At 66.4% G+C, this 14858-nt stretch carries 14 protein-coding genes; 3 read left to right on the forward strand and 11 right to left on the reverse strand.

Annotated elements, in window-relative coordinates; all coding sequences use genetic code 11:
* Window positions 1-30: 30 nt before the first annotated feature.
* The 9 genes from NHN26_RS12555 to guaA form a co-directional block, all read right to left on the reverse strand.
* The gene (locus tag NHN26_RS12555) at window positions 31-648 is read right to left on the reverse strand and encodes a TetR/AcrR family transcriptional regulator (RefSeq protein WP_253089748.1); all 618 of its coding nucleotides are present in this window, start codon (window positions 646-648) and stop codon (window positions 31-33) included.
* Window positions 641-1513 carry a polyphosphate kinase 2 gene (ppk2, locus tag NHN26_RS12560; RefSeq protein ID WP_253089749.1) on the reverse strand — a complete coding sequence of 291 codons (873 nt, stop codon included), beginning with the start codon at window positions 1511-1513 and terminating at the stop codon, window positions 641-643. The genes NHN26_RS12555 and ppk2 overlap by 8 nt, the downstream gene beginning before the upstream one ends.
* Window positions 1514-1548: 35 nt before the next feature.
* Entirely contained in the window at window positions 1549-2511 is a 963-nt protein-coding gene (locus NHN26_RS12565; RefSeq protein WP_253089750.1) for an alpha/beta fold hydrolase, read from the reverse strand.
* Window positions 2512-2564: 53 nt separating this feature from the next.
* Complete coding sequence (locus NHN26_RS12570; RefSeq protein ID WP_253089751.1) at window positions 2565-3437, reverse strand: alpha/beta fold hydrolase; 873 nt, start codon at window positions 3435-3437, stop codon at window positions 2565-2567.
* Between the two features lie 2 nt (window positions 3438-3439).
* Window positions 3440-4366: a homoserine O-acetyltransferase MetA gene (gene metA, locus NHN26_RS12575; protein ID WP_253089752.1), complete on the reverse strand. Its 927-nt coding sequence runs from the start codon at window positions 4364-4366 to the stop codon at window positions 3440-3442.
* A 47-nt stretch (window positions 4367-4413) separates the two neighbouring features.
* A complete protein-coding gene (locus NHN26_RS12580) occupies window positions 4414-5274 on the reverse strand; it encodes a P-loop NTPase family protein (RefSeq protein ID WP_253089762.1) in 861 nt (286 codons plus the stop codon).
* A gap of 109 nt (window positions 5275-5383) precedes the next feature.
* Window positions 5384-6484, reverse strand: a complete 1101-nt coding sequence (locus tag NHN26_RS12585; RefSeq protein ID WP_253089753.1) for an outer membrane protein transport protein — start codon at window positions 6482-6484, stop codon at window positions 5384-5386.
* 110 nt (window positions 6485-6594) lie between these two features.
* The gene (locus NHN26_RS12590) at window positions 6595-7473 is read right to left on the reverse strand and encodes a DMT family transporter (RefSeq protein WP_253089754.1); all 879 of its coding nucleotides are present in this window, start codon (window positions 7471-7473) and stop codon (window positions 6595-6597) included.
* Window positions 7470-9029 carry a glutamine-hydrolyzing GMP synthase gene (gene guaA / locus NHN26_RS12595; RefSeq protein WP_253089755.1) on the reverse strand — a complete coding sequence of 520 codons (1560 nt, stop codon included), beginning with the start codon at window positions 9027-9029 and terminating at the stop codon, window positions 7470-7472. The genes NHN26_RS12590 and guaA overlap by 4 nt, the downstream gene beginning before the upstream one ends.
* Before the next feature lie 199 nt (window positions 9030-9228).
* On the opposite strand from guaA, the gene NHN26_RS12600 reads away from it, so the two are divergent.
* On the forward strand, window positions 9229-10776 hold the full coding sequence (locus NHN26_RS12600) for a trimethylamine methyltransferase family protein (protein WP_253089756.1): 1548 nt from the start codon (window positions 9229-9231) through the stop codon (window positions 10774-10776).
* A 19-nt stretch (window positions 10777-10795) separates the two neighbouring features.
* On the opposite strand, the gene NHN26_RS12605 is transcribed toward NHN26_RS12600, so the two are convergent.
* Window positions 10796-11098 carry a DUF6477 family protein gene (locus NHN26_RS12605; RefSeq protein ID WP_253089757.1) on the reverse strand — a complete coding sequence of 101 codons (303 nt, stop codon included), beginning with the start codon at window positions 11096-11098 and terminating at the stop codon, window positions 10796-10798.
* A 230-nt stretch (window positions 11099-11328) separates the two neighbouring features.
* On the opposite strand from NHN26_RS12605, the gene NHN26_RS12610 reads away from it, so the two are divergent.
* Entirely contained in the window at window positions 11329-12423 is a 1095-nt protein-coding gene (locus NHN26_RS12610) for a DUF6456 domain-containing protein (protein WP_253089758.1), read from the forward strand.
* Here NHN26_RS12610 and NHN26_RS12615 read toward each other — a convergent pair.
* Window positions 12420-13154 (reverse strand): VIT1/CCC1 transporter family protein, encoded by a 735-nt coding sequence (locus NHN26_RS12615; protein WP_253089759.1) that lies wholly within the window; start codon window positions 13152-13154, stop codon window positions 12420-12422. The two genes, NHN26_RS12610 and NHN26_RS12615, sit on opposite strands and share 4 nt — an antisense overlap.
* A 276-nt stretch (window positions 13155-13430) precedes the next feature.
* Here NHN26_RS12615 and NHN26_RS12620 point away from each other — a divergent pair.
* Window positions 13431-14858: methyl-accepting chemotaxis protein (locus NHN26_RS12620; RefSeq protein WP_253089760.1), on the forward strand; the 1428-nt coding region annotated here is incomplete at its 3' end.

Genomic DNA, 14858 nt, shown 5'->3' on the forward strand with positions numbered 1-14858 from the left:
GGGGCAGCGCCCCCCTGCGTCGGTGACGCCTCAGGCATCGGCCGGGATGAGTCCAAGCCCGCGCAGATAGATCCCGATGCCGGTTTCCAGCAGATCCTCGGCCGGGAAGGGCACGCGGGCACCGGGGGCGCCGCGGGTGTAGAGCTCGACCACGCCATGGCTCATCGCCCAGATATGGGCCGAAACCATCGCGACGGGCGGCCGCTTGGGCTCTGCGATATGACGCGAAAGCTCGCGCGCGGCGCGCTCCAGGACCGCGCTCGCCCGGTTCGCCACGGTGCAGAGGTCGGGATCGGCGTTTAGCGACAAGCCCGACTCGAACATCGCCATGTAATGGCCGGGGAATTTCCGGGCAAAGGCGAGATAGGCCCGGCCCGTCGCCGAAAGGCTTGCCAGGGCAGAGGGCTGGCCGCTTTCATAGGCATGTTCCATGAGGTCCGCGAAGATGACAAAGCCCTGGCGCGCGCATTCCGCGATCAGGTCCTCGCGGCCCTCGAAATGGCGGTAAACGGCGGCGGGTGTCACGCCTGCGGCCCGCGCCGCTTCGGTCAGGGTGAAGCCCTGGGGGCTTTTCTCGCGGATCAGAACCAGCGCGGCCTCGACCAGCGCCTGGCGCAGGTTGCCATGGTGATAGCCACGTTTAGACATCCCAGATCTCGGGGCCACCGCAGATCCTTGGATCGGGGGCGCCGACCGCGGCGATGTCCTTGCCTGCATAATCGACCCGCGTCAGCACCCGCCGGATCGCCGCAAGCCGCGCGCGCGACTTGTCGTCGGCGCGGATCACCGTCCAGGGCGCGGGACCGGTATGGCTGCGCGCAAAGGTGTCGCGGATCGCGGCGCTGTAGCTATCCCAGCGCTTCAGCCCCTCGACGTCGATCCAGGACACCTTCCATTGCTTGAGCGGATCGTTCTCGCGCTTGAGGAAACGGCGCAATTGCTCCGCCCGGCCCACGTTCAGCCACAGCTTGATCAGCACGATGCCCTCGTCGACCAGCATCTTTTCGAATTCCGGCACCTGGGCAAAGAAATGCTCGCGCTCGTCCGGGGTGCAGAAGCCGAAGACATGTTCGACCACCGCGCGATTGTACCAGGACCGGTCGAAGAAGACGAGTTCGCCACCCGCAGGCAGGTGCGGGATGTAGCGCTGGAAATACCATTCGGTCTTCTGACGATCAGACGGCGCGGGCAGGGCGACCAGACGCGCAACGCGCGGGTTCAGGTTCTCGCGGAAGCGCTTGATCGTGCCCCCCTTGCCGGCGGCGTCGCGGCCCTCGAAGACGATGGCGACGCGCTTGCCGGTGGCCTTGATATCGGCCAGCATCTTGACCAGCTCGATCTGCAATTTCTCAAGCTGGTCGAGATACTCCTTTTCATCCATGCGCGTGCGATAGGGGAAGGTGGCGGACAGGACGTCGTTCTTGTCGCTCGCCTCGATGGCATCCCGGATGTCCCTGGGCGCGTCGTCCTTGTAGAACTTGGTGATCGCGCCGTCGAATGGCAGGTCCTTCATGCGTGCCTCCGTCGCGTTTTCCGCCAGTATGGCGATCAGGCGCGCGGGCGCAATCCGGCGCGGGCGGCGGCGCGGTCGATGGCGGCCAGCGTCGCGGCGGGGGCGGCATGGTGGGGCATGTGGCCGATGCCGGGCAATTCGGTCAGTCGGCCGGTCCGCAGCCGGGGCGCCAGCGCGCGGGAATGAAAGTCGATCGAGACGGCGTTATCGGCGGTGCCGTGCAGGATCTCGACCGGCAGTCGCAGGTCCGGGTAGCGGTCGTTCATGGCCTCAAGCTGCGGTTTCAGGATATCGACCTGGCGCGCGCTGGTGCGCAGCGTCTCAGGGCGCAGGGCAAGCTCGATGCCCACATGGTCGATATAGCCAGCGGGCGGGCGTTGCGGGGCAAAGAATCGCTCGACCGCGCCTTCGGCGCGCGCCCGGGTGACCAGGGCCGAGACCATTGCACTGCCCAGCCCGCTGGAGGCGACCGTATAGAAGCGCGGCAACTCGCCCGGCCAGGGCATCGTCACCCCGGCCAGCGTGACCACGCCCGCCGCGCGGTCCGGGTGGTTCAGCGCCCAGGCCATCGCCACGGCGGCGCCATAGGAATGGCCGACGATGATGGCCCGGCGGATGCCCAGCATCGCGGCGGCGGCGTCAAGCTGGGCGGCCTGTTCGGCCGGGGTCTCGCCGCGATTGTTCAGCGTCTGGGAATGGCCAAGGCCCGGCCGGTCGAAGGCGACGACACGGTAGCGCCGCGCCAGACGCCCGCTCAGCGAAAAGGTGAAGTCGCGCAGATTGGCCGAGGCGCCATGGATCAGGATCACCGCCGGGCCGCGCCCCTCGTCCCGGGCATGCACGATCCGCCCGCGCACCCGCATCAATTGTCCGGTGGGCGGATAAAGCTGCGCCGCCCGGTCAGGCGCTTCGGGCCGGTCCTGCGCGGCGGGGCTGGCGCAGGCGCTCAGAACCGAAGCGGCCATCAGGCCGGTAAAGGCGCGTCTGGTCGGCATCATGGCGATCTCCCTCACAGGGGACATAGCGGCCGGGGCAGGCGGGTCCACCGGGTTCAGGCGTTATCGAGCAGCCCCGCGCGCCGCGCCGCGCGCGCGATCGCGGCGACGGCAGCCTCGGGGCGGGCGTGGTGGGGCATGTGGCCCACGCCATGCAGCTCGATCAGGTTCGCGCTTGGCACGCGGGCTGCCAGCGGCCGGGAATGGACCTCGATCGGCACGATCCTGTCGGCGGTGCCGTGCAGGATCTCGATCGGCATCTTCAACTCGCCATAACGCGCCGCCAACGCGCGGATATGGGGCTTCAACCCATTCACCTGCCGCGTATTGGCGCGCAGGCTGTCGGGGCGCAGCGAAAGTTCAATGGCGATATGTTCGGCATAGCCCTCGGGCACCGGATCGGGATCGAAGATCCTCTCGATGGTCTGATGCGCCAGCGCGCGCGGCGCGAAGGCCGAGATCAGCGGGATCACCACCGCCGCGCCAAAGGCCGAAGAGGCCAGCTCGTACCACGGCCCCAGCCCGCCTTGCCAGGGCATCGCGGCCCCGGCCAGAGACACCACCGCCGCCGCGCGGGCGGGATGGTCCAGCGCCCAGGCCAGCGCCACCGAGCCGCCGAAGGAATGGCCGACAAGCACCGCGGGACCAAGCCCGAGCCGGACCGCCGCCCGTTCAAGGATCTCGGCCTGTTCGAACGGGCTTTCGCCATCCGGGTGCAGCGGATCGGTATGGCCCAGCCCCGGGCGGTCGAACGCGGTCACGCGGAAGCATTCGGCCAGCCGCCCCATCAGGTCGAAGGTGAAATCCCGCGTGTTTCCGCCCGCCCCGTGCAGCAGGATCACGTCCGGGCCCGAACCTTCCTGATGGGCGTGCACGCGGGTGCCGTCGATGTCCAGAACCTGGCCCGTGGGCATGTAGCGGTCATGCATTCTCAGGCGGTCCCGATCCGGTCGATGTCATAGGGGGTCGTCTGGTAGATCTGGTTGATCCAGTTGCCGTAAAGCAGATGTGCATGGCTGCGCCAGCGGTTCTGCGGCGCCTTTGCCGGATCGTCGCCGGGATAGTAGTTCACCGGCACTTTGATCGGCGTGCCATTCGCCACATCGCGATCGTATTCCTGTTTCAGCGTGCCGCTGTCGTACTCGAAGTGGTTGAAGATATAGAGCGCGCGATGCGCCGCATCCTCGATCAGGCAGGGCCCCACCTCGTCGCTGCCCAGAAGCGTCACCAGCCCCGGCACCGCGTCGATCTCCAGCTGGCGCATCTCGGTCCAGCGGCTGACCGGGATCACGCAATCGTCCGAAAAGCCACGTAGATAGGGCGAGGTGGGCACGAGGTTACAGTGCCGGAAGCAGCCGAATGCCTTGTGCTTCAGCATGTGTTTCTGCACGCCATGGAAATGATAGATCATCGCCATGCCGCCCCAGCACACCCCGAACGTGGACTGGACATGGGTCTGGGTCCAGTCCATCACGCGGACCAGTTCGTCCCAATAGGTCACCTCGGTGAAGGGCAGATGCTCGATCGGGGCGCCGGTGATGATGAAGCCGTCGAACTTCTCGCCGGTCGCGGCGACCTCGGCAAAAGGGCGGTAGAACGCCTCCATATGCTCGGCGGCGGTGTTCTTGGTCTGATGCTCGGTCATCCGGATAAGGCTCAGTTCGATCTGAAGCGGCGTGGCGCCGATCAGCCGGGCGAACTGGGTCTCGGTCTGGATCTTCTTGGGCATCAGGTTCAGCAGGCCGATGCGCAGCGGCCGGATGTCCTGACGCGCCGCCGCCTCCTCGCCCATCACCATCACGCCCTCGCGCGTCAGCACGTCATAGGCGGGCAGCGAGGTGGGGATCTTGATCGGCATCGGGCGGGCCTTTCCGGAAGACGCGGAGACGACAGATAGGCGGCTTCTCAGCGGGCCTCAAGGGCGCGGGCGACCAGTTCTACGAAGTCCGCGGGGCTGGTGACCCTTGCCACATCCTCGGCGGTGACCTTGACGCCCCAGTTGCGCGCCATCGCCGCATATCGCGGCTGGCGGTGGGCCAGCGCGCGGGCATAGGTCCAGCGCACAAAGGCATCGGGATCGACCTCCGGCTCGGTCAGGCCGGTTTCGTCCAGATAGGCCGCCCAGGCCGCGTGCAGGAAATCGGGCTGGTAATACATGGGCTTGGGGGCGCGGTCGAAGCGGGCGACCAGATCGGCGGTGTGTGCCTCGGAGCCTTCGATCCAGACCAGCAGCAGGTTGCGCGCAAGCGTGGTCAGCACCTCGTCCTCGGGGTTGTCGGGGTCCACCACCTCGCAGACCGACCCGCCCGAGTCGCAGACGAAATTGCCGTAGCCGTAAAGCTCCTCGGCCCGCTCGATGAAGCGCGGGGTGTCCAGCAGGGCGCTGATCTCGGCGGCGCGGTGCTGTTCCTGCCGGCGCATGTATTCGGCAAAGCTCAGCCCGCCCTTTTGCGCCGCGCCGGGTTTGCCCAGATAGGTCGAGAGGGGCGCAAGATTGTCGAAGGTGATGTTCGAGGCGATAAAGACGCTGTCGGTCAGCAGCAATTCGCGCAGCAGCGGAACCTTCATCGCTTCGCGCTTGAAATTGTCGGCGATCAGCTCGCCCATGTAGCGGGTGCCGATGCGGTAATCGACAGAGTAGTGGAACCAGTCGCCCCGCGCGCGCAGCATGTTGGATACATGGGTCTTGCCCAGCCCCGACATCCCGAACAGAAGCACCCGCTTGCGGGGCGCCGAACGCCACTCTGCCGCCGACTCGTAGATCATGCCTTGCCGCCCTTGCCGAACGGGCATCTGGTAGCGGGCGGGCGGGGGGCGGTCAAACGAAACCGCCCGGACGTGCCGGGCGGTCGAGGGGGCAGGGCGCGTTGGTCGATCAGAACGAATAGCCGACGCGCAGGCCGAAGCCCCAGCCGTAGTTGCCCGAAAAGTCGCCATCGATCCCGCGGGTCGTCGCATCGCCGATATCGACATAGCGCAGGCCGCCGGTGATCTTCGCCGGACCGTTCGTGTAGGTGACCGCCAGACCCGCCGACTTGAACCCGTCCGTAGGGCCGAGATTGCCGGTCAGATCGCCCTTGGTCTCTTCGTAGCCGAGCAGAACCGCACCGGACCAGTTGTCGTTGAACTTGCGGCCCAGGCCCAGATTGTAGGTGACGACATCGTTCGTGTAGAAAACGAGGGCGTTGCCATAGACGTTGCGGTATTCGTCGGGGTCGATCGTGAACTCGGTCCAGTTCACCCAGCGGACCGAGCCGAAAAGAAGCGTGTCCGCCGCAATGCCGGTCTGGAACTCCAGGTTGATCGATTCCGGGATCTCGGTCTTGAAGGTGCTGTCCACAGGCAGACCACCGGTCTGGTGGCTGCTTTCGGTGGCATCAAAATCATGCGTGATCGCCGAGTTGTAGGTCAGGGCGACCCGCGCTGCGATCTCGGGTTTTTCCCATGCGACCCCAAGAACATAGCCGAAATCCGTCTCTTTCGAGGTCTCAAGCGTGTAGGGATTCGGGAAGACGACGAAGGGCAGATTCACGGTCCCGGAGGTCCTCAGCGCACGGAGACCGCCGATCAGGCTGACATTGTTGTCGAACCTGTAGCGCGCCAGTGCCGTGACGCCGGTCGCGTCAAGTTCGGCCGTGGTGCCCGCGACCGGATAGCCCGTGCCGGACCGGTAGTCGACATCCGCGCCGATCGGCTGGTCTAGGATCAGCGCGAGATCCAGCGACGGGGTAAGAGCCTGCTTGTAGCCCAGCGAAAAGGTGTTGTAGCCGGGCGCCATGTCGCCGGCTCCGATTGTGGGCCCCAGGAAGGCACTCGTCCCCGACACATTCGCGTCGAACCTGCTGAAACTCAGTTCCGCATAGGTGCCCTGCTCGAACAGGATGCCGACCGACTGGGTCGAGCGCTCGACGCCTCCGGCATGGGCGCTGCCGATCCCCATGGCGGTCAGGACGATCCCCGTCACCAAATTTTTCATTTTGCCTCCCCACGAACGTCGCGCGCCATGACGCTAGTGCGACCGCCCGCTTGCGGTCAATCGGGAACCCGTCGTTAACGGCAAGGATCAAGGATTTGCCGCAGAGCGTGTCACCGCGGACGCAGCTCCGCCCTCAGGTTGAGAAGGTTCGCCGCCAGGATCCCCGCGGCCCCCAGGAAAACCGCCGCTTCCAGCGGCTCGCCGTAAAGCAGCATACCGACCACGGCGATCACCGGCAGGCGCAGGAAATCGAGTGGCATCACGATGATCGCGGGCGCGACCATGAGCGCGCTGGTCAGGCAGTAATGCGCCATAAGCCCGGCCACCCCCAGCACAGCAAGCGGCACCCATGCGGCTGCCGAGGGCCAGGCGATCTGGCCGTCGATCCCGGCGCAGACCAGCCCCATCCCGGCCTGCATCACCGTCAGCCAGAACAGGATCGACACGATCGACTGCGAAGCCGTCAGCCGCTTGGTGAACAGCGCCGATCCCGCAAAGCCCAGCGCCGCCCCCAGCGCTGCCAGCGCGCCCGGTTCCAGCGCCATGGGGTCGGGCCGCGCGACGATCAGGATCCCGGCAAAGCCCGTCAGCGCCGCAAGCGCGCGGGCCCGCGTCAGCCGCTCGCCCAGGATCAGCGGGGCCAGAAGCGCGACCCAGAGCGGCGCGGTGAATTCCATGGCGAAGACCTGCGCCAGCGGGATCAGCGCCAGAGCCAGGAACCACAGGTTCTGCCCGGTGAAGTGAAAGACATTGCGGACGAAATGCAGGCCCAGCCTCTGGCGCGACACTTCGCCCAACCGCCCCGCCAGCCCCGCGAGGCCGACCACCAGCACGATCCCGATCACGGAGCGGTAGAGCATCAGCTCGAACGTATCGAGTTCCACCGACACGGCCCGCCCGGCCACCGCCATCGACGAGAAGGACAGGATCGCCCCGGTCATCCACAGGGCCGCGCGGGGGATGTCCGGGCCGCGCGCCGGAAGGCTCATTCCCACTCGATGGTGCCGGGCGGCTTCGACGTGATGTCGTAGGTGACCCGGTTGATGCCCTTGACCTCGTTGATGATCCGGGTTGCCGTCTCGGACAGGAAGTCATGGGTGAAGGGATAGTAATCGGCGGTCATGCCATCCACCGACGTCACGGCGCGCAACGCGCAGGCGTAATCATAGGTCCGCCCGTCGCCCATCACGCCGACGGTGCGCACGGGCAGAAGTGCGACGAAGGCCTGCCAGATCTCGTCGTAAAGCCCGTGGCGGCGGATCTGGTCGATATAGACCGCATCGGCCTTGCGCAGGATCGCCAGCTTTTCGCGGGTGATCTCGCCGGGGCAGCGGATCGCGAGACCGGGGCCGGGAAAGGGATGGCGGCCGATGAAGCTGGCGGGCAGGCCCAGTTCATGGCCCAGTGCGCGCACCTCGTCCTTGAACAGTTCGCGCAGCGGCTCGACCAGCTTCAGGCCCATCTTCTCGGGCAACCCGCCGACATTGTGATGCGACTTGATCGTGACCGAGGGGCCGCCCGAAAAGCTGACCGACTCGATGACATCGGGGTAGAGCGTACCCTGCGCCAGGAATTCGGCGCCGCCCACCTCGGCCGCGTGTTTCTGGAACACGTCGATGAACAGCTTGCCGATGGTCTTGCGCTTCACCTCGGGGTCGGAAACGCCATCGAGCGCCGACAGGAACAGGTCGCTTTCATCGGCATGGATCAGCGGGATGTTGTAATTGTCGCGGAACATGGCGACCACCTCGGCCGCCTCGTTCTGGCGCAACAGGCCATGATCGACGAAGACGCAGGTCAACTGGTCGCCGATCGCCTCGTGGATCAGCACGGCGGCCACCGAGGAATCCACGCCGCCCGACAGCCCGCAGATCACCTTGCCATCGCCGGCCTGCGCGCGGATCTTCGCGATCGCTTCCTCGCGATAGGCGCCCATGGTCCAGTCGCCCCGGAACCCGGCGAGGCGGATGAAATTCTCGTACAGCGTCCGGCCGTTCGGGGTGTGATGCACCTCGGGGTGGAACTGCACCGCATAGAAGCGGCGCGCGGGATCGGCGGTGATCGCGAAGGGCGCCCCGGGCGAGGTGCCAAGAACCTGGAAACCCGGCGCGATTTCAGCGACATGGTCGCCATGGCTCATCCAGACCTGCTCGCGCCCGCCCTGGAACCAGCCGGACAGGAACTCGTCGCCCTGGTCCGCCTGTTCGACATAGGCGCGACCGAATTCCGCGGTGGCATGTTCGCCCGCCTCGACCCGGCCGCCGAGGTCCTGCATCATCACCTGCTGGCCATAGCAGATGCCGAGGATCGGCACGCCCAGCCCATAGACCGATTGCGGCGGGCGCGGACTGCCCGCGCGCATCACCGAATCCGGACCGCCCGAGAAAATCACGGCCCTTGGTGCGAAATCCGCAAGGAAGCTGTCGGTGACCTTCTGGTAGGGATGGATTTCACAATAGACATTCAGCTCGCGCAGCCGACGCGCGATGAGCTGGGTCACCTGAGAGCCGAAATCGATGATGAGGAGGCGATCATGCTGGGTCATGGCCGACTGATAGGCCCGGGCGGGAGCCTGCGCAAGCCCGCGCCGAGCAGGGCCATCAATGGCGCGACGCCGCAGCGCGGCGACGGATCTCAAGGGATGTCGCACTTGGCGCAGGATGGGGCGAAAACCGCCCGGCGCACAGCGCGCCTTTTGCGCTAGATGAGCGCGCGGCGGACAGGGCCAGCGACGGGAGAAGTGCATGGGCGAGGCGATTGAGCGGGGCACGCGCAGCCGTGGCGGCGGTGGGGCAGCGCGCCGGGCGGCGCGCAGCGGGATCGCGATCGAGACGGCGCGTTTCATCGAGCGCAGGATTCCCGATTTCGAGCTGCTGAGCGCCGAGGCGCTGGCGATCATCGAGGACAACGCCGAACGGCTTCTTGAAGAGATCGGCGTCAATTTCGTCGAGAACCCCGCCGCGCTCGACCGCTGGCGCGCAGCGGGCGCGGATGTCCAGGGCGAACGCGTGCGCCTGCCCCGGGGCCTTGCCCGCCAGTTGTGCGCGACCGCGCCCGCGCGGTTCACCCAGCATGCCCGCAACCCCGAGCGAAGCGTCGAGATCGGCGGGCGCAGCCTTGTGCTGGCGCCGGTCTACGGTCCGCCCTTCGTGCGCGATCTGGACGGCGGGCGGCGCTATGCCACGATCGAGGATTTCCGCCGCTTCGTGCGGCTGGGCCAGATGTCGAAATGGCTGCACCATTCCGGCGGCACGGTCTGCGAACCGACCGACGTGGCCGTGAACAAGCGCCATCTCGACATGCTGCTCGCGCATATGACGCTGTCGGACAAGCCGTTCATGGGCTCGGTCACCGAACCCTCGCGCGCGCGGGATTCCGTCGAGATGTGCGAGATCCTGTTCGGACGGGAGTTTGTCGCACAGAACGCTGTGATGACCTCGCTCATCAACATCAACTCTCCGCTGACCTTCGACGCCACGATGATGGGCGCGCTCGAAGTCTATGCCGCCGCGAACCAGGCCTGCATCGTCTCGCCTTTCATCGTCGGCGGCGCGATGGCGCCGGTGTCGGTCGCGGGCACGCTGACCCAGGTGCTGGCCGAGGTGCTGGCGGGCGTGGCCTATTCTCAGCTGATCCGGCCGGGCGCGCCGGTGATCTTCGGGGCCTTCGTGACCTCGATCGACATGAACTCCGGCGCGCCCACCTTCGGCACGCCCGAGGCCAGCCAGATCCTGTTCGGTGCGGGCCAGCTGGCCCGGCGGTTGGGGCTGCCGTTCCGGTCGGGCGGGGGCTTGTGCGGGTCAAAGCTGCCCGATGCGCAGGCGGCCTACGAGTCGGCCAACACGCTGAATACCGCGCTGCTGGCAGGGGTGAATTTCATGCTGCATGCCTGCGGCTGGCTGGAAGGCGGGCTGGTCGCGAGCGTCGAGAAATTCGTGATGGACGCCGACCAGTTGGGCGCGCTGCACAAGATGGCCGAGGGGGTGACGATGGACGTCCAGGCACAGGCGATGGACGCATTGGCCGAAGTGGGACCGGGCGGCCATTTTCTGGGCTGCGCCCATACCCAGGCGCATTTCAAGGAGGCGTTCTGGCGGTCCGATCTGCTCGATTACAAACCCTTCGAGACCTGGGACGAGGAAGGCGCGCGCGACACCGTCAGCCTCGCGGCCGATCGGGCGAAGGCGCTGCTGGGGCGCTATCAGCCGCCGGCCATGGACGAAGGCGTGCGCGAGGCTCTGGACAGCTATGTGGCACGCCGCAAGAAGGAGATGCCAGACGCCTTCGTGTAAGCTCCCGCAGGCCGTCAGCTCAGGCCGCCAATCGCTCGGGGTCGGCTGCGGCCAGCGCGCGGGCTTCGGCCATCAGAGCGATCAGGACCTCGATATGGCGAGCGTAGGAATACCCGGCATCGCCGCAGCAGCGGCGCTCGTCCATGCCGGCTTCGATTTCGATCAGCCGGTCGATCACCGCGGCCGGGTTCGAATGCCGATGCCCCGGAAGCAGCCGGGCAAGGTCGCGGTCGCGACGATAATCGGCGAGGCCGAAGCGTGCGGCCTGGACCATCAGGCGAGGGCGGCGGAGCCGGGAGAGCTGGGTGGTAAACCGGGTCATTTCAAAACCTCCGATATGTCGTTCGAAGGCAGAATTGCACAACCCTGACGGGTGTTGCGCCTCTGTGGAAAACTGCGTACGGAGGTTTCATAAATCTTTACCGTTTAGAAACAATACTAAGCATCGCGACGTTTGTTAACCGGACGGTAACCAATTCAACCTTGGATTGTATTCGGCCTTGGGGGCGAAAGACCCGTCCGGGTGCATCAGGATCAGGAGAAAGCCGCGATATGGATTGCGTCTCACCGTCGGAAACCGCCCCGGCCTGGCTGCCGAATGCGGCGCGCTTGTATCTTGCTCATACCGAGGGGGGCTGTTCGCTGCGTGAACTCGCGCGCATGGAAGGCTGTCATCCTTCGACCGTCCTCCGCCAGGTCCGGCGGGTCGAGACGCGGCGCGACGATCCCCTCGTCGATGAGGCCCTCACCCGGTTGGGTGCCCAGGCCCGGACGGCCCAGCCGCGAAAGGAGATCCCCCCGATGACCGCCACGATCCGCGTGGACCGGCCGACAGCGGACGATCCGACGATCCAGCGAGAAGCACGCCGCATCCTGCGCCGCCTGAACGAGCCCGGCGCCTTTCTTGCCGTCGCGCATGACATGGAAAAGGCCGCGGTCCTGCGCGAAGGTCCGGATGGCCATACCAGCCGCGTCGCCGTCGTGGAGCGTTCGGTGGCCGAGGTCTTTGCGCTGAGGGACTGGATCGGCTGCCGCACCCGCGGGCGCGTCACGATCTACGAGATCACGTCGGCCGGTCGTGCCGCGTTGAAGCGCATTCTCGCCGGGGACGAGGCCCGCCAACCCGGACAGGCCGAAGCCGGATCGCCCTATGGCGATCAGCATCGCGACTGGGAGACGGCAACCGACGAAAAGGCCGAGCGCATCCGCTACAACCGCGCCGAGTCGCCGCTGTCCATCCTCGGACGGCGCCGCGACAAGGACGGCAAGCCGTTCCTTGCGCCCGATCTCGTGGCGGCGGGCGAGCGGCTGCGCGAGGATTTCGAGATATCCCAGATGGGCCCGCGGATTGCGCAGAACTGGGAACGTTTCCTGACAGGCGGCCAGCGCGGCGGGTTCCAGCCCGGTTCGGGGCCGCTCAACGGCCCGACGGGTGCGCGCGAACGCGTGGCTTCGGCGCTGCGTGATCTCGGGCCGGGTCTGGGCGACGTGGTCCTGCGCTGCTGCTGCTTTCTCGAGGGGATGGAGCAGGTCGAGGACCACATGGGCTGGTCCGCGCGGTCGGGCAAGATCGTGTTGCGGATCGCGCTGCAGCGGCTCAAGCTGCATTACGAACGTCTCGGCGAGGATGCCGGACTGATCGGCTAGGCGCCGGCCCCCACCACCATCCCCACGACATAGGCGACCACCGCGCAGACACCGCCCACCAGCATCGTCTCGCCGACCGACCGCCCAAGGCCCAGCCCGGTCGCGTTCCAACGCAACAGCCCCAATGCGCCCAACGCGCAGATCGTCGCGCCAATCGACAGCACGAAGGTCGGCGGCTCGGCAGGGAGCAGGAAATAGGGCACCAGCGGCACGATTCCGAAGACCACGAAGGACAGGAAGGTAAACAGCCCGTTGATTGCCGGGTTGTCCTGGTCGGGATGGCCCATCCCGTTCTCGTAGCGCATCAGCATCTCTGCCGTCATGTCGGGCGTGCGCGTGATGATCGCGGCGGCCGAATCGGCATCGGTGGGCGACAGCCCGCGGCCCCGCAGAAGACCGGCAAGCCGCGCGCGTGCCTCGGCCGGGTCATGGCGGATCGCGGCGATCCTGCGGGCCTTCTGGGCGCCGTAAAGGTCCCGCTGTGCCCTTCCCGAAAGAAACTCGCCGAGACCCATCGAGACGGCATCTGCCAACAGGTTGGCCATTCCGAACACCAGAACCGCCACCGCACCGATCTGGGCGACGCCATCGGCATGCGCGCCCGCAAAGCCCGCCACCACGGCAAAGGTGGTGACGATCCCGTCATTCCCGCCATAGACGATCTGCTTGAGGAATTCCTGGGTCCGACCCAGCCGAAGGGGCCGGTACGGGGCATGATCGGCTTGGGTCATGGGGCCTCCTTGAAGGGTTCCGAAACCATACATCCACCGCCATTCCGGTCCAACGGGTGAAGTCTCAGCCGTTGAAAAGCGTTAACCCTAATACGTTTCCGAACAGGCAACCAGGAACCGCCATTTGGCATATCTTGTGCAACTATTGAACGATTGTCCAAATCTGCCCGGAAAAAGAGCGATGATTAGGCCCTTGTTCACGCAATTCGGCCAAGGTCCGGGCGCAGAAGACGCCGCAGAAATGTAAAAGTTTACGAAACCCCGGGAACTCGTTTGATGTCACTCCGAGCAAAGATAATCCTTTCGATCCTCGCCTCTGTCGCGCTGTCCGCGCTTGTCGTCCTCGTGCCCATGCTGTTCGGCATGAAGGACATGATCGGGCAGGGGACTGCGCGCGAACTCGAACAGGTGCGACAGCGGTTCCAGGCGGCACTGGATGACAGAAACCACAACGCGCTGTCGATGGCCACGCTCGTGGCCCGGATGCCCCAGGTCCAGGCCGCCGTGGCCGGAGGGGACCGCGAGACGCTTCACGCGCTGTTCGTGCCCGGCTTTGCCGATCTGCGCGATAAGCAGGGCGTGCGCCAGTTTCATTTCCACTCACCCGACTCCCATTCGTTCTTCCGGGTGAACCAGCCCGAGACGTTCGGCGACGATCTTTCCGGCTTCCGCGAGACCGTGAACCTTGCGAACGCGACGCGGGCGCCGGTGACCGGGCTCGAACTCGGGCGGGGCGGCCTCGCCGTGCGGGGCATTGCCCCGATCACCCATCGCGATGCCCATGTCGGCACCATCGAGTTCGGTCTCAGCCTCGACGAGGAATTCCTCCGCGCCCTGATCGCGGATTCCGAGATCCAGATGGAATTCTATGTCGTGCCGAAAACCGGCATCGAGGCGTTCGACACTTCGGATTCGACGACGCTCGAGCGCAGCGTGACCAGCATCGATGTAGCCCCGCTGCTGAGTGCGGCACGGGTGTTCGACGCGCGGGAATCGGGGATCGAGGCCTACGAATTGACGATCGGCACAGAGCAGTTCAGTGGCGCGGCCTTCCCGGTGAAGGATTTCGCGGGCGAGACCGTGGGGATGTTGCATGTCATGGTGCCGCGCGCGTCCTATCTGGCGCTGGTGAACAAGGCGCGGATGACGGCCCTTGCCGCAGGCGCGGCGGCGATGATCCTGGGGCTTCTGGGCGCGCTGCTGATGGGCGGGCGGATCACCGCGACGCTGGCCGACCTGATCGAAAAGCTCAAGCGCCTCTCCGATGGCGACCTGCAGATCAACGTCTCGGCGGCGCAGGCAGCGGGCGGCGAACTCGGTCTGCTCGCCAATGGCATCGCCGCCTTCCGCGATCACCGTTTGCAGGAGGTCACGACGCTGGCACGCGAACGCGAAGAGGCGCAGGCCCACCGGGTCGCGCTGGTCGAAATCCTGGGCGATGGCCTGCAACGGCTGGCCGCTGGCGATCTGTCGACGCCGATCCACGAGGATCTGGGCGAGGGCTACAACAGCGTGCGCGATGATTACAACGCCTCGCTCGAAAGCCTGGCCGACCTGATCGGGGCGCTGCGCGAAGCCGCCACCGAGATCCATGCCCGGGCCGAGGAGATCGGCGGGGCGTCGGAGGATCTGTCGCACCGGACCGAGAACCAGGCGGCGACGCTGGAGGAGACGGCGGCGGCGCTGGACGAGCTGACCTCGAGC

The organism is Rhodovulum tesquicola, assembly GCF_024128855.1.
Lineage (GTDB): Bacteria > Pseudomonadota > Alphaproteobacteria > Rhodobacterales > Rhodobacteraceae > Rhodovulum > Rhodovulum tesquicola.